Below are 19,133 nucleotides of genomic sequence, written 5' to 3'. Positions count from 1 at the left end.
TATTCATGATCCGAAGTTAAATGAAGCTATCCCCTACTTAATTGGTAGCATTTATGATGATTTTACAAAAATTATTTTTAATGATTATACAAAACTAGATAATAATTCTTTTAATGAAGTACTTGCAGTGTACTTAGCAGGAGGCTGGCCATGTGGATGGGAGGGGAAATATCCCGAAGGCCGTTTAATAGTATTTTCAAATGAATAAATTGTAAGACCGAACCAATATTTTTTAAATTATACAAAGTTCAGTGATAAGTTATTGAGCTTTTTTTTATATTGGGGTGATTTATTATGGAAAACCATGAGAGAGGAAAATAAATGAAGATTTGGGATCAAGTGTTAGAAAGTGCTATAGAGTTTATAGTTTTTTGGAAAGGGTAATTTTTATAGCAGTAAATTCAATACTGAAAATGATTATAAGATTATTGATTATGCGAATAATGATAGTTTTGATTATTTTGACGAGTGGGAAACAATAACTGATTCAATAAATGCTTTTCCTGAGCGTTTTTAATGGAGTGATAGGATTAAATATAAAATAAAGAAAAATAATTTTTTTGGCTTAGAAGGTCAGCAATTTAATGGAGCTAAAGAAAAATGGATGTGTGGAAGACTAATTGATCGCGAAACGATGATTAATCAGTTTAACAAAGGCTGTAAAATTTAATTTTTAGGAATAGATATGAATCTTATTAACTTATTGGAAAAAATTAGTATAAATAATCAAAAGATATACGGTGAATCATCATTTTTGATTAAGAAAAGTGAGCTAGATAATGATCAATTTTTAATTTATAAAAATTCTATTCCCGAATGTGATTTCAATATTGATATTGGAGGAAATATTAATGATTTTCTAGGAAGTGATTCTGTTCAAGAAATTCAGTATATGTTTAGTGATATATTTGATAGAGATAGTACAGTGTTTTTAACACAGCATGATACTAATATTGTTTATATTGATAATGATTCTGGAAAAGTTGGAGCATGCATTTCAGGTGACACACTTTATATTGTTTCAAAAGATATATATAGTTTCTTAAAGGCAATTAATTTAATTCAAGAGCTAATTATTAACAAATATAATTTAAATCCTAGAAAAGAGAATGGTGGGTATGTTGAAGGATTTATTAAAGAAGTTAGGGCGAATTTAGAAATACAAGCGGCTGTTGAAGATATAGAATATTTTATAGAGTTTTTTTATGAATAAGATTATCACAGGTGTAAGTCTATTTGCTTTAGTTTAGCTATTTATAAATGCAATAAACTCAACAATGCTTTTATCTAAAAGGATAGAAGCATAAATTTTATGCCATATATATTTTACAAAACTCAGCCCAATTCGCCATTAATGCTTTACGTTTCTCAAGATAAGCTCCACGTAGGTAAGCAGCATCTACCACATCTGGTAGTTTATGAGCTAATACATGCTCACAGACCTCACGTGGGTAATCGGTTTTATCCGCAGCAAAACTACTTGGAACAGGTCCCTTTTCTGCATGATTGTGTGTTAGTGGAGCCATTACAATGCGATTGTTAAGTTCAATGTTGACCAATTGATAATAACTAAAAAGAGTTTTATCGGTCATGCTGCACCTCTAATTTAATATCATGATCCTTTATGCAAAACTACGAAACAAAGCAAAGGCTTTGATGAAGTATGGTTCTATCACTGTGATCATCTTGGTACACCTCAGGAAATGAGTGATCACTCTGGTGCGATCATTTGGAAAGCTGAATATAAAGCTTGGGGTGAGTGTAAAACTGAAAAAGCTAAATCTAGTTTCTTTGAAAACTCAGAAATCATCAGCAATAATATTCGTTTCCAAGGTCAGTATTTTGATGAAGAAACAGGTTTGCATTATAACCGTTATCGGTATTATTCACCTTATGTGGGGCGGTTTGTAAGTAAAGATCCGATTGGATTGTTAGGGGGGAATAATTCTTATGCGTATGCACCTAACCCTGTAGCATGGATAGATAGTTTAGGTTTAAATAAAAAATTAACATTAAGTCAACAGCAGGACAGAGCAGTATTAGCAGCTAATAGGCTTAGAGCTCAGGAATTAGCTAAACCAGCTTCACAACGAGCACGAGTAGTAAATGCAATCGTAACTGAAGATGGTAATGTTTTAACAGGTATCAATAATAGAACGAATGTAACAGGGTATACTTTATTAGATAAAGCTCCAAATTCTGTTAAAAAAGCTTATGATGATGTTGAGTTAGGGGACAGAGGAAAAGGGCATGGGAATTGTGCTGAAGTCTGTTCTCTAGGGCAAGGGCTAAATTCCAAAAAAAGACTGAAACAGGCAGTCTCAGTAGCGATGCGTGTTGATAATGGTCAGTATATTCCTGCCTGTGGGTCATGTTCTGGAGCGTTAACAAGTTTTGAAGTTCTAGATGCTGTGAAATCAAATGGTAGATTGAGGTTTTAAATGAAGTTTCCACATCAAATTAGTTCTGAATTTTATGAGTTATTATATTTTGCAGGGTGGTATCCAGAAAGAGATATATTATTAGATAGCTTACCATTTGACTTGAAAGAATTTGAGCCTAATGTTGAATTATTTTTAAGGTCGCTATGGTATATTACTTTTGTAAAGAAAAAGTTCTATTTTAATAAGCCATTAGATGATATAGACTTACAAAATACGTATTATATATTTGGTGAAATAAGTACAAAACTAGCTAATTATGATTGCAGTGATGAGTTTAATGGTGAATATATAGAGTTATTAGGTGGTAATAAAAAATTAGTATGTTTTTGTACGAAAGCTGGGCGTGATGTTTTAATTGATATAGATGGGCGAATCTATGAAGTACCTGATTCTGGAGATCTTTATTATTTAGGTGGAAGTTTTTATGAAGGGCTTTATAATCTCATATATAATCAAGGGGTAAGTTATATAGCATTAGGAAATGGTATTTTCCTTAATGAAAAAACACAAGAAAAATATCATATTAATGATATTTAATTGTTTTTGACAATAGACCTAAAAATATATTTTTGTCTGTTTTAAAAATACTAACTGAATGGCTTTGTTGCATAAAAGCTATCATTAAAGGCTTATTCAGTAATATTATTTATAAATGAATAAGCCTTTCCCCCAAAAATAAAGAACCTTAAAGACACAACTTATAACAATTCCTAGTTAATTTTCATTTTGTTCAATCCATTGAACCAAATCATAAATTTTTTCAGCGACTTCAACCCCTTTATTTTCAGATAAAGAATATTCTACATGTGGCGGAATAATTGGGTATTCCTTACGAATCACAAAACCATCATTTTCCAAATCACGTAAAGTTTGAGTCAACATTTTTTCACTGATGCCATCAATTCTACGTCTTAACTCACTAAAACGGTGTGTTCCTCTTCTTAAACAGAACATTACCAAAACGCCCCAACGATTGGTTAAATGCATAAGCTTAACCCGAGAGGGGCAATTCTTTGACAACACATTTGCGGCTAAACAAGATTCATCAGTATTCATAAACTTTCCACGACTAAAAAACACTTACTTTTTAGTAAGTACTTACAAAAAGTAAGCTTATTATTTACTATAACAAATATCAGCAAAACTGTGTGGCTTTTCACATATTTTGAATCATATATTTATAGATGAGAGTTAATTTATGGCTTCTCCAATTCTACACTGGATTATCGACCCGATCTGCGGCTGGAGTTATGGTGCACTGCCTTTAATTAATGCAGTCGAAGAAAAATTTCCAAATCTACAACGTCTACATTTTGGTGGACTTTATAGTGAAGATCATCAACCACAAATGACAGCAGCAATGCGAACACAGATCATTCACTATGATGAACAAATCCATCAACTCACAGGTGTTGATTTTGGTGATGATTATAAAAATGGTTTGCTTAAAGACAGCACACTGATCATGAACTCTATCCCTGCAACTCATGCTTTACTGAGTATTCAGCAGGGGGTAGGGCATAGCGCGATGATATCGTTATTAAATTTAATACAACAGGGCTACTATCAAAAAGGTCTAAATGTCACACAATATAGTGTGCTGGCGCAATTTGCTGTCGAGTTAGGACTGAATAATGACCAATGGTTAAAATATTTAGTTGAGATCGATCAAGATCAACAAGATGAATATATTCAACATGCACGCCAATTATTATCCCATGTTCGAGGACAAGGTTTTCCAACATTGGTGTATGAAAATCAACATGGTGAAATGGGCAAAATACCGCTTCATGGTTTTTATAATAAATCAGAGGATTTTGTACGTTTTTTAGAGCAACAACTACTTAAATCTTAATTTAATTCTAAAGAGAGCCAACAATATGAAATTATTTTTAAAATCACTTCTTGCAAGTTCAGTGATGTTGAGTGCTTCTGCATTTGCAGCAGAGTTAAGCTATAAAGTTTATAACCCACAAGCACAAGGCATTTTTCCAGTTACATCTACACTTATTTCGGGTGAAAAAGATGCAGTGCTGGTCGATGCGCAATTCAGTGTTAACGATGCAAAGAACTTGGTTAAAATCATTCAAGACAGCGGTAAAAACCTTAAATATATTGTGATTACAGCGGGTGATCCAGATTTTTATTTTGGTTTAGAGCCACTGGTTCAAGCATTTCCAGATGCAAAAGTGATTGCAACCCCTGAAGTTGTTAAACATATTGAAGCAACCAAAGAAGGCAAGTTTGCTTATTGGGGGCCTATCTTAAAAAATGGTGCGCCATCTCAAGTGATTGTACCGAGTGCTAGTGAAGATAAAACCATTGTGCTAGAAGGTGAAAAAATTGAGATCAAATCACCGGGTAAATACGCATCTTATCTTTGGGTTCCAAGCAATCGTACAATTCTAGGTGGTGTAGGGCTATCTTCAGGGATTCATCTGTGGACAGCAGATGCACAAACTGAAAAAGAGCGTAACGAGTGGCGAAAAACGCTAAAACAAATAAATCGTTTAAATCCACGTGCAGTGATTCCTGGACATTATATTGGTGATATTCCAACAGGAACTCAAGCAATCGACTTTACTTATCAATACCTTGTGGATGTTGATCAAGTTTTAAAAGATCATAAAGATTCAGCATCAGTGATTGCTGCTTTAAAAGAAAAATACCCGAACTTGGCTGAAGAAAGTTCTTTGGAGTTAAGCTCTAAAGTGTTGACGGGTGAGATGGAGTGGAAATAATTAACGATGACCTGTTGTTTTACATTCATGAACTTCGTCATTGCTTGTGAACGAGGATAATGGGTTGATCTAATCAGGTGAAACTTAATCTAAGATCACGGTTAAGTTTCATCATTGAAGCCATTGATTTTTTCTAAGTGGCATTTTGAGTTTCAAAGCTCAATACACAATCAACATTTAAAAAATCTCTCACAGTATTTCATTTCATCGCTACGTTGTATTTCTGTATCGAGCGTGAGTATTGATCGTAGAAAATATAAAACTTTCTTAAAATATAATTAATTAAAAATCATATACTTAATGTTAAAGAAAGCAGGGTTTATTGGCAGCGACAGCCTGATAAAAATTGAATTCAGCATATGTTTTAAAATTGTAGAAATAGGGGTTTTCCCTCATTCAAAAATCTTTTTAGGGCAGAATATACTGTGCATGTTGAATATATCCTCTAAATATATCCTCTATAAGAACGCTTGGAGTAAAAAATGACTGAACTAAGTAAAATACCTACACCAGATACTGCTGAAGATAATGCATTTTTTCCATCCCCTTATTCTTTAAGCCAGTACACCGCATCGAAAACAGATTATGACGGTACGACTTATTCCAACCCATATCGTGGCGACAAAAAAATTCTGATGATTGCAACGGATGAGCGCTATATCCTGATGCAAAACGGTAAATTCTTTTCTACAGGAAATCATCCCGTTGAAATGTTACTTCCAGTATTTCATTTAGACAATGCAGGCTTTGAGTTTGATATTGCAACGCTCTCAGGCAATCCTGCCAAGTTGGAAATGTGGGCGATGCCGAATGAAGATAAGGTGGTTTTAGATACTTATGCAAAGTATGCTGAAAAACTTAAAAACCCGTTAAAGCTTGATGATATTTTGGACGAGATCATTGCTGGAAACTCGCCATATGCAGGGGTTTTCATTCCCGGTGGTCATGGTGTACTCGCGAAAATTCCTGAAAGTAAAAGTGTTAAAAAAGTTTTAGAATGGGCGATAAACAACGATAAATATGTGATTACACTGTGTCATGGACCCGCAGCTTTACTTGCCGCAGCCGTCGATGAAAAACCAGAAAACTATATATTCAAAGATTATGAAATTTGTGTATTTCCTGACTTTTTAGATAAAGGCGCAAATATTGAAATTGGTTATATGCCTGGGCCATTACAATGGTTGGTGGGTGAAAATCTCGATAAATTAGGCGTTAAAATCCTAAATAAAGGTATTACAGGGCAGGTCCATAAAGACCGAAAACTTCTGACTGGAGATAGTCCTTTGGCATCGCATAATTTAGGTAAGTTAGCCGCTGAAACCTTATTGGCTGATCCTGAATTGGTATAAGCATCAATCAAGACGTTGTTTCTATTTAGACGCAATTTTTTATCTCAATATTGGAGATCTAGAGGCGATCTGCTACTGATCTCCAATATTTTAGTTTTAAGTGTTCAGTTTAGTGAGAAGACTGCTTTATGAGACTTGCAAGCAATCAACTGGCCGATTTATTGTTTCAGACCGTTCACCAATTGAGACAAGCGCGTGACCTCGAAAGTCTATTTAAAATTCTGGTGGGATTTGCCGCTCAGCTAAATTTTGATCGGATTATTGTATGTAGTGTTTCACCTCAAAACCAACATGAATGGATTGATGAGGTTTTCTTTGTGCATGGTAACTGGGTTGATCGCAGCAATATCGAAGAGCGTGAAGTTTATTTACGCCGCTGCCCAATCACCAAGCATATTTTTGAATATGATGAAGCCTTTTTTTGGGCAAAGAGCTCGCATAAAAAAACTGCAAAAGAAACCTATCGGATTATCAAAAGCCCTCTGCATCTTGGTGAGGTCAATGGAATACAAGTGCCCGTATTTGGTCGAACAGGTTTAGAAGGGGCAATTTCATTTGCGGGTGAAATTTCGGATATGGGTGCTGATTTTAAACTCACAGTACAGATGGTTTGTAATATTGCTTTTGGTGAAATTTTACATAAACAAAAGCATAGAATTGCGCATAAAAAAATACTGACCAAACGTGAAAAAGAAGTTTTAAAATGGGCAGCAGTGGGTCAAAAGCATTTTGAGATTGCCGACATTTTAAAAATTTCAGAGAGAACTGTTGAAAATCATTTACGCAGTATAAGAAAGCGCTTAGGAGTAAAATCTACTGCTCAAGCAATTGCTTCTGCCATCATCAGTAGAGAAATTGAATTATAAAGCAGCCCAATGTTTGCGACTTTTAAACATTCAGGTTTAGCCAAAAGCGCAGCGATTCTTTTAAGAAGCATAGCGTGAGCATTGAGATTTTAAGCCCCCCCTCAAAAAAAGAAGAAAAGAAATAAAATAATAATGATCACCAAATAAAAAACCAGAAGGACTTCTTATTTGGCGTGTATGTGTAGAAAATTTGGTTAGTCTTCACTATGCCTAAATTGAAGTAATTAGATTTATCGATGCTTAAAAATAAATAAATTTTGAAATTTTATCAGCATACTCAACCACATTTTGAGAAATTTCACCTCTAAATAAATCTTCTGTATAGGTGCTCAATGGGCAGCTTACAGATAATACGGCAGCGATTTCTTGAGTTGCCTGACTATAAATAGGTGCAGCACTGGCAGCCATATCGGTATTAAAGTGCCCCCAACTGATCATAAAATCCTGACTGCGGACATAGTTTAAACGTTCTAATAAACTCGCCAAATCACGTGGTGTACGATCAGAATAGACTTTCCAATCGGTAAAATGTTCATAACGCTTAACCACTTCAGCCTCGGAAAGGCGAGATAAAATTAATTGTCCAATTACGGTGGCATGGGCATGCCAACGTGTACCAATATGCACATTACTGGTAAATGAACCAATAGATTGGGCATTGCTGATAAAGACAATATCGGTGCCTTCTAAAATCGAAAGATGCACAGCAATTTTAATTTTATCGCGTAATTCACGCATGATGGGGCTAGCCAGATCAGTCAGCGATGATTTGGATAAGCTGTTAAAACCAAGTTCCATCACGTTGCTGTTCAGCGCATAAGTCTTTTGCGACATTTTTCTTAAATAACCACAAAACTCTAAGGTGTGGATTAAACGAAAAGCACTCGAACGGTTTACATCTAATTTTTCTGCGATTTCAGAAATGGTCATTTCCTGATGCTGTTGATCAAATAATTTTAAAATGGCTAAGCCACGCACCAAACCCGGTACTAAATAACGTTCATCATTATTGGGTTCAGCATTTTGCTCCAAGAGAGCATCATTTATTAAGTTCATTGCCAAGTTGCCCTATGTTTATTTTGCAATTCCTGCACATGGAATACCACTATAGTAATCATCAATTTTTCTAATCTCAATGTTTATATATAAAACATTTTTTTGATTAAGAAACATCTAAAAATATAACTTTTTATTAATTCATTGAAAAACATAAAAATATAGTATTTGACAAGCAAAATGATCAAAGCTTATGCTATTCATTATGTTTTAAATGCTAAATTAAGTTTTATATATAAAACAAATAAGGATGCAAAAATGAGTTGGATCTCAGTTTGTCAGCAAGATGACATTACCGAAGACGAGCCGAAAGCCATAGAAGTCGAGGGTAAGAAAATTGGTGTTTTTTTAATCGATGACAATTATTTTGCGATCGAGAATGTTTGCCCACATGCCTTTGCGTTACTAACAGAAGGTTTTATTGAAGATCAAACCGTGGAATGCCCATTACATGAGGCAATTTTTGATATTCAAACAGGTGAGCTAAAGAGTGGACCGGGATGTCGTGATTTGTGTACTTATCCCGTACGTGTTGAAGGGCAGGACGTTCAAATTCAACTATAAGTCTTATTTATAAGGATGGAATCTCATGAAAACATTTAATGAGAAGCTAGCGAACTGGATTCATGCCACGCCAGCGACCGAAGCAGGGATCAACAATATTCAAATACCGGGACAGCCAGAGCTTTTGGTTTGGCAAACACGTTATAAAGTGCCAACAGTCTATGAGCAGGATTTTGTTCAACATTTAATTCAAGCCTTTTCTTCAGGCGTAACAGAACTTACCGATTTAGTTCAATCTTTAAATCAACAAGGTTTTCGTTGCGAGTCTGGTGAACTTTGGACTTCTGAAACATTTTCTGAAGAAATGCAACGTTTAGGTTATTGATTCAAGGAAGAACAGTGATGAATGCAGCAGTAACAGTGACTCCGAGTGTTGAGGAGTATTTAGATTTAGGTTTACGTGATCAATGGCATCCGGTACTGGCAAGTTGGGAAGTCGCAGCCAATCCTGTGGGTATTACCCGTTTAGGTGAAAATATCGTGGTTTGGCGTGATGACCAAGGTCAGGTGCATGCTTTAGAAGATCGTTGTCCGCACCGTGGTGCGCGTCTTTCTTTAGGCTGGAACTTAGGTAATCGCGTGGCATGTTGGTATCACGGCGTTGAAGTTCGCCATGATGGCAAGGTTGAAGATGTACCCGCAGTACATGAATGCCCAATGAAAGGCACAACCTGTGTGAAAAGCTACCCAGTGATTGAGCAACATGGTGCAATTTTCCTGTGGTTTGGCATTGATCCAAATGAAGTCGCTAAACCACTTGATTTTCCTGAGCAATTGGCGAGTGGGGAGTGGAGTTCATTTCTATGCCAAGCAGATTGGAAGGTCAATCATCAATATGCGATTGATAATGTAATGGATCCAATGCATGGCACCTATTTGCATTGTACCTCGCACTCAATGGCGGACGGTGAGCGTACTGCAGAAATGAAACACCGCTCAACTGAAAATGGTTTTGTCTTTGAAAAAGAAGGGCAAACAGGGGTCAATTTTGACTGGGTTGAATATGCCAATACTGGTGCAAGTTGGTTGCGTCTTTCGATTCCTTATCGTAAAGATTTTGGTCCAGGCGGTGAGTTTTGGATTGTGGGTTATGCCACACCGATTGATGCTCAAAATACCCGTGTTTTTTTCTGGCGTTGTCGTAAAGTCAGTGGTTGGCAACGTAATGTTTGGCGTTTTCTTTATCGCAATCATTTAGAAAAACTGCATTGGGATGTCTTGGAACAAGATCGAATTATTTTAGAAAATCTTGCGCCAAACGCACGTCAACATGAATTCCTCTATCAACATGATGTCGGTTTATCGCGCTTACGCCGTTTAATGAAAAAAGAAGCGGAAAAGCAGTTAAAGAAAATTGCGAGCTTGAATAGCTCAAACCGTATTGAAATGCAGGAACAAGTTCATGGTTAATGTCGCATTGTTGCAGGGCAAGAAAGTCTTTGTTACAGGCGCAGCAAGAGGCTTGGGACGAGACTTTGCACAGGCCATTGCCGAAGCAGGTGCTCAAGTGGTCATGGCGGATATCTTGACAGATCTTGTGCAACAAGAAGCAGCAGTATTGCAGGCACAGGGTTTACAGGTGACTGCGGTCACAATTGACTTGGCTGATGCTGATTCGATTCAACAGGCTGTTCAGCAAGCAGCTGAACATTTAGCTGGAATAGATGGTTTGGTGAATTGCGCTGCACTTGCGACCAATGTGGGTGGTAAAAGCTTGATGGATTATGACGCCGAGCTATGGGACCGGGTCATGAACATCAATGTCAAAGGGACGTGGTTAGTCACCAAAGCATGTGTGCCATATCTCAAGCAGTCCGATGCAGGCAAGGTAATTAATGTGGCATCGGATACGGCTTTATGGGGCGCACCTAACTTGATGGCTTATGTTGCAAGTAAAGGTGCTTTGCTGGCAATGACCCGTTCGATGGCAAGAGAGTTAGGGCCATTTAATATTTGTATCAATACGCTTTCTCCAGGATTGACGCTGGTTGAAGCAACAGAATATGTACCGCAAGATCGTCATGATTTATATGTAAATGGTCGTGCGATTCAACGTCAGCAGTTACCACAGGATCTGAACGGAACAGCACTTTATTTACTTTCGGATTTGTCCTCATTTGTGACTGGACAGAATATTCCTGTAAATGGTGGTTTTGTCTTTAATTAAGGAATTGTTTCATGATTACAGGGATTGAGATTTTAAAGTTTGGCGTTGAGGATCGGGCTGCTTCAAATAAATTTTTGGCAGATTTTGGTTTAAAGCCAAGCCAATCAGATATTGAGGGTACGGATCTTTATCAAACCCAGAACGGCAGTAAAATTTATTTATTTGATTGTGATGATCCGCGTCTACCACAGGCCATCGAGTCAGGCTCAACTTTACGTGAAGTGACTTGGGGCTTGGATGATGCAGCACAGGATTTGGCTGATTTAGCGACTCGCCTGAAAGATGTAGATGGTTATCAAGCCACGGCTGACATGCTGCAATGCTTAGACCCAAATGGGATGACCATTCGCTTTCAAGCCAGCTTTACCCAAGAGCTACCTGCGTTAAAAACAGAAGGGATTAATCAATACGGCAGTATCACTCGTGTCAATGCAGCCAGTCCAGTGTATGAAAAAGGGCAACCTGTTGCGATTGGACATGTGGTGTTCTTTACCCCAGATTTAGAAAAAACAGAATCTTTCTATATCGAAAAGCTCGGTTTCTTCTTATCGGATGCTTATCGTAATCGTGGTGCTTTTTTACGTTGTCGTGGCAAAGGCTATCACCATGATTTGTTTTTGCTTTCGGTACCCAATAAACCTGCTGGACTCAATCATGTGGCCTTTGTGGTGCGTGATATTCATGAAGTGATTGGCGGTGGCTTAAACATGAACCGTTCTGAATGGTCTACTTTTATTGGTCCGGGTCGTCATCCAATTTCTTCGGCTTACTTCTGGTATGTCAACTCACCTTTGGGTGGTGCATTTGAATACTACACCAATGATGATTATTTGACGGAAGAATGGCAACCACGTGTTGAAGAACATTGTTTAGAACTCTTTACTGAGTGGGCGGTTGAAGGTGGTTTAGATGACCATACTCGTCGCCAAGTCAAACCTGTATAAGCAGTTGGAACAGGGAGATTAAGCTATGCAAAGAATTGTCATTGTTGGCGCAGGACAAGCTGCGGGTTGGGCAGTAAGCACACTCCGTCAACATGGATTTCTAGGTGAAATTCATGTGGTATCTAATGAGGAACGGGTATTTTACGAACGCCCACCCCTGTCAAAACAAGTCCTCTCCAAAGAAGCCAGTTATGACAGTTTGCATCTGTTCTCTGCTGAACAGATGCAAGATTTTAACATTGAGTGGCACAAACCCGCTGTGGCAACACAAGTGGATCGCCAACAAAAACATGTGGTTTTAGAAAGCGGTCAAGTTTTGCCTTATGACAAATTATTGATTGCAACAGGAAGCCGAGCACGTGTGCCAGTGAATACATGGCAGTTTATTCCCAATGTAGTGACTTTACGTAATGTACAAGACTGTGAACGTTTAGCCGAAATCTTACAACATACGCAAAAGTTAGCAGTAATTGGTGGTGGTTGGATCGGCTTAGAAATTGCAGCAACGGCACGGAAACAAGGCAAACAAGTGCATGTTTTTGAATACGGTGATCGACTTTGTGCACGTAGTGTTAGTCCGGATGTATCTGAATTTTTGCAAAATATGCATCAACAACAAGGTACTCAGATCCATTTAAATAGTAAAAATGTGCATTTGATTGAAGCAGGTCAACATCAAGTTGAAGTGGTGAATCATCCAAATGCCAGTGAACTGTTTGATTGTGTGGTGGTGGGTGCGGGTGCAGATATTGCCAAAGAGCTGGGTGTGAGTGCGGGTTTAGACGTTAAGGATGGCATTGTTGTCAATGGTTTTGGACAAACTTCAGACCAAGACATTTATGCCGCAGGTGATGTGGCGATACATCCAAGTTTGGGCTATTGCATTCAGTCTTGGGCCAATGCGCAAAATCAAGCCATTGCCACGGCAAAGTCAATGTTAGGTATGGATACGGAATATCTGGATATTCCTTGGTTATGGTCAGACCAGTATCACTACAATATTCAGATTTTAGGGACTTACCAACCTGAAAAAACCAAGCAGATTGTGCTACGTCAAAACGCAGCAGATCAGTGCAGTTATCTTTATCTGGATGAGCAAAACTGTTTGATCAACATGATTGCGATCAATGACTCAAAACTGGTCAAACTGGCAAAGCGCTGGATGCAATCCAATACCGTGTTAGACCCCAAATTATTAGCAGACCCTGAATTTAATGTAATGAAATTAAAACCGTAAACATTAAATCCGGTTCATGACTCAATCGAAGGAATGAAATATGAGTAATGAAGAGAAAAGTGGATTGAAGCATTGGGTTCCTGCTTTTGTCCTGATGATCTGTGTCGTTCTGGCATTTTTCGACAAAATTAGTATCGCAGTCTTATTTGCGGACCCGCACTTTCAGGGCGCGATGGGGATTGCCCAAGACAAAGCAAAGCTTGGATGGTTAATGACCAGCTTTTTATTGGCTTATGGTTTTTCCTCTGTGTTTTTAAGCTTCTTAGGCGATATTTTTAGCCCTAAAAAAATGCTGTTTTGGAGCGTCTTATCTTGGGGGATACTCATGTTCTGTATGGGTTTTACCACCAACTATACAGGGATGTTGATTCTCCGCGTTCTGCTTGGATTAGCTGAAGGCCCATTATTTGCCTTGGCTTATACCATCGTGAAACAAACCTATACAGATCGTCAGCAAGCACGTGCTTCCACCATGTTTTTGTTGGGTACACCGATCGGTGCCTTCTTGGGTTTTCCAATTACCGCGGCTGTTCTCGCAAACCATGATTGGCATACCACCTTCTTTGTGATGGCTGGTTTAACTGTAATTGCACTAATTGCGATTGTGTTTGGCTTACGTAATTTACAACTCAAGAAAACCATTGAGCTGGAATCGACCAGTAAACGTGTCAATTTTAAAGGGCATATCCATAACACCAAAGTGCTATTACAGAACGGTTCATTTTGGTTGGTGTGTATTTTTAATATTGCACTGATGACTTATCTGTGGGGATTAAACAGTTGGGTTCCATCCTACCTGATTCAAGACAAGGGCTTTAACCTTAAAGAGTTTGGTATTTATTCAAGTTTCCCATTTATCGCCATGTTGATTGGTGAAGTGATTGGTGCATTTCTTTCTGACAAGTTAGGTCGTCGTGCCATTCAAGTTTTTAGTGGCTTATTGGTGGCCGGCATCTTTATGTATGTCATGGTCATTATGACAGATCCAATTTTAGTGATTGTTGCAATGTCTCTCAGCGCAATGGCTTGGGGCTTTGGTGTCGCAGCAATATTTGCACTACTTGCTCGTGTGACCACTGCTGATGTGGGCGCGACAGCGGGTGGGATTTTTAATGGACTGGGTAATTTTGCCAGTGCAATTGCACCCGTTCTGATCGGTTACATCGTGATGCAAACCCACAGTTTTAATTTAGGAATTACCTTCTTAGCAGCAGTTGCTGTGATTGGATCGTTCTTCTTAGTTCCTTTACTAAAACGTTATTAATTCAAGATATCTAGGAGTTAAAACATGACTACTCAACAATTCGAATCATGGTCACAGCCTGAAGGTACAAGCTTACAAGATTGGTTAAATACCCGTATCGCACGTTTTGAAACACGTAAATATGATTTTGATGCCTTGAAGTTCCAAGCGGACTATGACCCCAAATATCGCCGTGCCCAAATGCGTTATATGGGCACAGGTGCAACAGGCGTAGTCAATGATGGCAACACCGTTCCAGCAGAAAACTTCACTTTTTCAACCATGGTTTTACCTCCGCAGTGCGAAGGGCCTTTGCATATTCATCATGATGTTGAGGAAGTATTTTTTATGTTGCGTGGTGAGATTGACCTATTTATCGAACATAACGGCGAAAAATTTCAAACCAAACTTAAAGAGCGTGATCTGATTTCAATTCCACCTGGAATTTACCGTGGCTTGTTTAATCCGGGTCAGGAAGATGCCTTGATGTGTGTGATGTTAGGTGCGGGTAAACCGACTATTCCGAACTATCCACCAGAACATCCATTGTCGCAAATCAAACGTTGATTGAATCGACAAAGCCCAGCTCTACAGCAAAGGAATCCAGCCATGACATTGCTTGATCGATTAGCCAAATATCCAGTCAAAACCATTGTAGTGGATGGTCAAGTACACGCCTATCGTGAGGCGGGTCAAGGCCAGCCATTGATTTTGCTACATGGGATTAGTTCGGGTTCTGCTTCATGGATCAACCAGCTCGATGTACTGCGTCAGTCTTTTCGTGTGATTGCTTGGGATGCACCGGGTTATGGCTTATCAGAAGGTTTAAATACAGCGCAACCGAATGCAGAAGATTATGCACAACGTTTGTTGGGTTTAATCGATGCTTTGGCAATTTCGCAAGCCATTCTGGTTGGTCATTCTCTTGGGGCTTTACAGGCCAGTGCTTTTGCTCATCTTTATCCTGAACGTGTACAGACTTTGCTGATTGCCAATGTGGCACAAGGTTATCAACGTTCAGATGAGGAAAGCAAATCACAGGTTTATCAAAAACGACCAATGCTGTTGAAAAGCTTAGGTCATGCAGGCATGGCGGCAAGTCGTGGACCGCATTTAATTTATAAACAAGATGCTCAAACTTTGGCTTTGGTCACAGCGGTGATGCAGGATTTGACCTTAGACGGTTTTACCCATGCATCGTATTTGTTGGCCTATGACGAAATTAGAAATTATTTAACAGATATTCGTGTTCCTTGCGTCGTGATTGCAGGCGATCAGGACCAAATTACACCTGCACAAGGTATTCAAGACCTTGCCGCAGAAATGCAATTGAGCCGATGTCATCTGATTACAGATGCAGGTCATCTGAGTTATGTCGATCAACCACAACAGTTTAACGACATTATTTTATCGGCATGTTAAGACTCAAACGAGAGAAAAATATGAGCTTCCAAGTTGAAGGAAAAGTAGCAGTAGTAACAGGTGGCTCGTCAGGCATTGGTTTGGCTGCTGTCGAAATTTTAGTTGCAGAAGGTGCCAAAGTGGCATGGTGTGGTCGGGATGAACAGCGTCTAGCAGAATCAAAAAATTATATTTTGGAAAAGTATCCGCAAGCCCAAATTTTTACTCAAGCCTGCAATGTTTTAGACAAACAAGATGTAAAACACTTTGCACAACAGGTCAATCAAAATTTAGGCAATGTCGACATGTTGATCAATAACGCAGGTCAAGGGCGTGTATCCAATTTTGAAGACACCCAAGATGAAGATTGGATGAAAGAAATTGAATTGAAGTATTTCAGTGTCTTGCATCCTGTCCGTGCATTTTTAGATGATTTAAAAAATTCGGCGTGTGGGTCAATCACCAATGTCAATTCCTTACTGGCCTTGCAACCTGAACCACACATGATCGCGACTTCATCGGCACGCGCCGCTTTGCTGAATTTAACTCATTCCTTAGCACATGAATTTAGCCAATATGGGATTCGGGTGAATTCAATTTTATTGGGCATGGTGGAGTCAGCACAGTGGAAACGCCGTTTTGAAACACGTTCAGATAGCCAAGCGTCATGGGAACAGTGGACAGGCAATATTGCAAAAAACCGTGGTATTCCAATGCAACGTCTAGGTAAACCTGAAGAACCAGCACACGCTTTGGTGTTCTTGGCTTCACCATTGGCATCCTATACCACTGGTTCAGCCTTGGATGTCTCTGGTGGATTTAACAAACATTTATAAGGTGTGCCCATGAAACAGTTGATGATGATTGGTTTCGGTGCAATGGCAGCAGAAGTGTACGCACATATGCCACAAGATTTACAGCTTAAATGGATTGTGGTGCCTGCACGCAGTGTTGAAAAAGTACAGGCACAAGTATCCGCTCAGGTACAGGTAATTAGTTCGATTGATCAATGCCTTGGCACGCCTGATTATGTGATTGAAGTGGCAGGCCAAGCGGCGGTAAAAGAACATGCCCAAAAGGTGTTAGAGAAAGGTTGGACCATTGGTCTGATTTCAGTGGGAACCTTAGCCGATAGCGAATTTTTCTCTCAACTGAAACAGACTGCGGAACAACACGATGCCCATTTACATCTTTTAGCGGGTGCGATTGCGGGGATCGATGGTATCTCTGCGGCAAAAGAAGGTGGTTTGGAAAAGGTCACCTATAAAGGCTGTAAAAGTCCCAAGAGTTGGCGTGGCAGTTATGCTGAACAATTGGTTGATCTCGATCAGGTCAGTGAAGCTATGGTTTTTTTTCGTGGTACAGCCAGAGAAGCAGCACTGAAGTTTCCAGCCAATGCCAATGTTGCAGCAACCATAGCACTCGCAGGTTTAGGCATGGATGAAACCGTGGTTGAGCTTACGGTTGATCCAAAAACCAATAAGAACAAGCACACCATTGTGGCAGAAGGCGTGTTTGGTGAAATGACCATTGAATTGGTGGGTGTGCCTTTGGCAAGCAATCCCAAAACCTCAACTTTGGCTGCGCTTAGCGTGATTCGTGCATGTCGCAATAGCGTTGAAGCAATTCAGATTTAAAAGGATTTGATCATGGTAAAGGAAATTTATATCGCAGGTGAATGGCGATTAGGTAAAGGCAATACGATTCAAAGTCTGTTTCCAGCAGATCAATCTGTAAATGCTGAAATTTCTACAGCGAGTTTAGATGATGTCAATGAAGCAATTGAAAAAGCAGATTTGGCATGGCGACAAGCAGGCTGGCGCAATAGCATGCCACATGAACGTGCGCGTATTTTGTATAAAGTGGCAGAGATTATTGAAGCGCGTGTAGATGAGCTTGCAAAATTACAAACCCGTGATAATGGTAAGCCACTGGCTGAAACACGTGGTTTAGTGATGAGTGCAGCCGCTACAGCACGCTATGTTGCCGCAGCATGTGAAACGCTGAATGATGAACTCACCACACAACGTGCGGCTGACTTTATGACCATGAGTGTGCATGAACCTGTCGGTGTGGTGGCCGCGATTACACCGTGGAATTCACCGATTGCCAGTGAAGTTCAAAAACTTGCCCCTGCGATTGCTGCTGGAAATGCGGTGATTCTTAAACCGGCAGAGGCAACGTCTTTAATTGCCTTGGAACTCGCCAAAATCTTTGAACAAGCAGGACTGCCAAAAGGCTTACTCAGTGTTTTAGTGGGGCGTGGTTCTGTAATTGGTGATGCCATCGTAAAGCATCCTTTGGTCCGCAAAATTTCATTTACTGGCGGAACCACTACAGGGCGTCATTTGGCTCATCTTGCCGCAGATAAATTGATTACCACCTCATTAGAGCTTGGTGGAAAATCCCCTACGATTGTTATGCCTGATGCAGATATTGAATTGGCTGCTAAAGGTGTGGCTTATGGGATCTTTAGTTCCGCAGGACAAGCCTGTATTGCAGGTTCACGACTCTTCGTGCATCACAGTATTTACGATCAGTTCCTTAAGCGTTTGGTTGAAATTACCAAAGCTTTACGAGTGGGACATCCAGAAACAGCGGGTGTACATTTGGGCTCTTTAATTAATCCAAAGCATTTGGCTTCTGTCGATGCCTATGTGCAATTGGCCAAGCAAGAAGGTGGTCAAGTTGTAGTGGGTGGTCAAGCGCTGACGGATGGTGATTTGGCGAAAGGAAGTTACTACTTACCGACCATCATCACAGGCTTAAATAATACTGCACAAACCTGTCAAGAAGAGATTTTTGGTCCAGTCTTGGTGGTGATGAAGTATCACGATGAAGCCGATTTAATCACTCAAGCCAACGACAGTTGTTTTGGGCTTGCAGCAGGAATCTGGACTGAAAACTACCGTAAAGCTTGGCAAATTGCACGTGCTTTGGAAGTCGGTACAGTCTGGATTAATACCTATAAAAAATTCTCTATTTCGGCACCGTTTGGTGGCTTTAAAGAAAGTGGTATCGGGCGTGAAAAAGGGCGTTTAGGTATTTTGTCTTATATGCAGCAAAAAAGTATTTATATGGGATTAAGCGAACAGCCAAATCCTTGGTGTGAATAATA

20 protein-coding genes and 2 pseudogenes are annotated in these 19,133 nt (G+C 39.3%); 19 read left to right on the top strand and 3 right to left on the bottom strand.

The annotated features are described in order from the left end of the window. Positions 1-685 precede the first annotated feature (685 nt). Positions 686-1,213 carry a hypothetical protein gene (locus FY049_RS01800; protein ID WP_446083035.1) on the top strand — a complete coding sequence of 176 codons (528 nt, stop codon included), beginning with the start codon at positions 686-688 and terminating at the stop codon, positions 1,211-1,213. A gap of 97 nt (positions 1,214-1,310) precedes the next feature. Here the strand turns inward: FY049_RS01800 and FY049_RS01795 are convergent. Next, a pseudogene (locus FY049_RS01795) lies at positions 1,311-1,475 on the bottom strand (tyrosine-type recombinase/integrase); the annotation flags it as partial. A gap of 135 nt (positions 1,476-1,610) precedes the next feature. Between FY049_RS01795 and FY049_RS01790 the strand changes: the two are divergent. Further along, positions 1,611-2,006 (top strand): annotated as a pseudogene (locus tag FY049_RS01790) (RHS repeat domain-containing protein); the annotation flags it as partial. A 435-nt stretch (positions 2,007-2,441) separates the two neighbouring features. Next, the gene (locus FY049_RS01785; protein WP_151802862.1) at positions 2,442-2,981 is read left to right on the top strand and encodes an SUKH-3 domain-containing protein; all 540 of its coding nucleotides are present in this window, start codon (positions 2,442-2,444) and stop codon (positions 2,979-2,981) included. 177 nt (positions 2,982-3,158) lie between these two features. Here the strand turns inward: FY049_RS01785 and FY049_RS01780 are convergent, their stop codons facing one another. Then, positions 3,159-3,500, bottom strand: coding sequence for a winged helix-turn-helix transcriptional regulator (locus FY049_RS01780; protein WP_004717650.1), 342 nt, complete (start codon positions 3,498-3,500; stop codon positions 3,159-3,161). Between the two features lie 142 nt (positions 3,501-3,642). Here FY049_RS01780 and FY049_RS01775 point away from each other — a divergent pair, with 142 nt between their 5' ends. The 4 genes from FY049_RS01775 (at position 3,643) to FY049_RS01760 (ending at position 7,403) form a co-directional block, all read left to right on the top strand. Further along, a complete protein-coding gene (locus tag FY049_RS01775; RefSeq protein ID WP_224964089.1) occupies positions 3,643-4,299 on the top strand; it encodes a DsbA family protein in 657 nt (218 codons plus the stop codon). A 25-nt stretch (positions 4,300-4,324) separates the two neighbouring features. Further along, on the top strand, positions 4,325-5,185 hold the full coding sequence (locus FY049_RS01770) for a Vmh family MBL fold metallo-hydrolase (protein WP_446083034.1): 861 nt from the start codon (positions 4,325-4,327) through the stop codon (positions 5,183-5,185). 482 nt (positions 5,186-5,667) lie between these two features. Further along, positions 5,668-6,537, top strand: coding sequence for a glyoxalase III HchA (gene hchA / locus FY049_RS01765; RefSeq protein WP_446083033.1), 870 nt, complete (start codon positions 5,668-5,670; stop codon positions 6,535-6,537). 128 nt (positions 6,538-6,665) lie between these two features. Then, the gene (locus FY049_RS01760; RefSeq protein WP_004823465.1) at positions 6,666-7,403 is read left to right on the top strand and encodes a PA1136 family autoinducer-binding transcriptional regulator; all 738 of its coding nucleotides are present in this window, start codon (positions 6,666-6,668) and stop codon (positions 7,401-7,403) included. A 240-nt stretch (positions 7,404-7,643) separates the two neighbouring features. On the opposite strand, the gene FY049_RS01755 is transcribed toward FY049_RS01760, so the two are convergent. Continuing rightward, complete coding sequence (locus FY049_RS01755; RefSeq protein ID WP_004717641.1) at positions 7,644-8,459, bottom strand: IclR family transcriptional regulator; 816 nt, start codon at positions 8,457-8,459, stop codon at positions 7,644-7,646. A gap of 258 nt (positions 8,460-8,717) precedes the next feature. On the opposite strand from FY049_RS01755, the gene FY049_RS01750 reads away from it, so the two are divergent. From FY049_RS01750 to FY049_RS01695, 12 genes are read left to right on the top strand one after another with little or no spacing between them, the layout of a single operon-like run. Next, entirely contained in the window at positions 8,718-9,023 is a 306-nt protein-coding gene (locus FY049_RS01750) for a non-heme iron oxygenase ferredoxin subunit (RefSeq protein WP_262780924.1), read from the top strand. A 25-nt stretch (positions 9,024-9,048) separates the two neighbouring features. Continuing rightward, positions 9,049-9,348 (top strand): recombinase-like helix-turn-helix domain-containing protein, encoded by a 300-nt coding sequence (locus FY049_RS01745; RefSeq protein WP_004823462.1) that lies wholly within the window; start codon positions 9,049-9,051, stop codon positions 9,346-9,348. A 17-nt stretch (positions 9,349-9,365) separates the two neighbouring features. After that, entirely contained in the window at positions 9,366-10,433 is a 1,068-nt protein-coding gene (locus FY049_RS01740) for an aromatic ring-hydroxylating oxygenase subunit alpha (protein ID WP_004717632.1), read from the top strand. Then, positions 10,426-11,190: an SDR family oxidoreductase gene (locus tag FY049_RS01735; RefSeq protein WP_056513162.1), complete on the top strand. Its 765-nt coding sequence runs from the start codon at positions 10,426-10,428 to the stop codon at positions 11,188-11,190. Before FY049_RS01740 ends, FY049_RS01735 begins: the two co-directional genes overlap by 8 nt. Positions 11,191-11,201: 11 nt before the next feature. After that, positions 11,202-12,134 (top strand): VOC family protein, encoded by a 933-nt coding sequence (locus FY049_RS01730; RefSeq protein WP_004717628.1) that lies wholly within the window; start codon positions 11,202-11,204, stop codon positions 12,132-12,134. 25 nt (positions 12,135-12,159) lie between these two features. Further along, positions 12,160-13,371, top strand: coding sequence for an NAD(P)/FAD-dependent oxidoreductase (locus FY049_RS01725; protein ID WP_105713501.1), 1,212 nt, complete (start codon positions 12,160-12,162; stop codon positions 13,369-13,371). Between the two features lie 40 nt (positions 13,372-13,411). Beyond that, complete coding sequence (locus tag FY049_RS01720) at positions 13,412-14,635, top strand: MFS transporter (protein WP_004717622.1); 1,224 nt, start codon at positions 13,412-13,414, stop codon at positions 14,633-14,635. Between the two features lie 24 nt (positions 14,636-14,659). Further along, positions 14,660-15,181 carry a cupin domain-containing protein gene (locus FY049_RS01715; protein ID WP_004717620.1) on the top strand — a complete coding sequence of 174 codons (522 nt, stop codon included), beginning with the start codon at positions 14,660-14,662 and terminating at the stop codon, positions 15,179-15,181. A 42-nt stretch (positions 15,182-15,223) separates the two neighbouring features. After that, a complete protein-coding gene (locus FY049_RS01710) occupies positions 15,224-16,036 on the top strand; it encodes an alpha/beta fold hydrolase (RefSeq protein WP_327857565.1) in 813 nt (270 codons plus the stop codon). A 20-nt stretch (positions 16,037-16,056) separates the two neighbouring features. Further along, positions 16,057-16,851, top strand: a complete 795-nt coding sequence (locus FY049_RS01705) for an SDR family oxidoreductase (protein ID WP_327857564.1) — start codon at positions 16,057-16,059, stop codon at positions 16,849-16,851. 9 nt (positions 16,852-16,860) lie between these two features. Beyond that, positions 16,861-17,652, top strand: a complete 792-nt coding sequence (locus tag FY049_RS01700; protein WP_446083032.1) for an aspartate dehydrogenase — start codon at positions 16,861-16,863, stop codon at positions 17,650-17,652. 12 nt (positions 17,653-17,664) lie between these two features. Beyond that, complete coding sequence (locus FY049_RS01695; protein WP_004717613.1) at positions 17,665-19,131, top strand: aldehyde dehydrogenase; 1,467 nt, start codon at positions 17,665-17,667, stop codon at positions 19,129-19,131. Positions 19,132-19,133 lie beyond the last annotated feature (2 nt).

This window comes from Acinetobacter sp. 1125_18A (assembly GCF_052824985.1).
The sequence above is the reverse complement of the archived record's forward strand: the minus strand, read 5'-3'. Positions and strand labels throughout refer to the sequence as shown.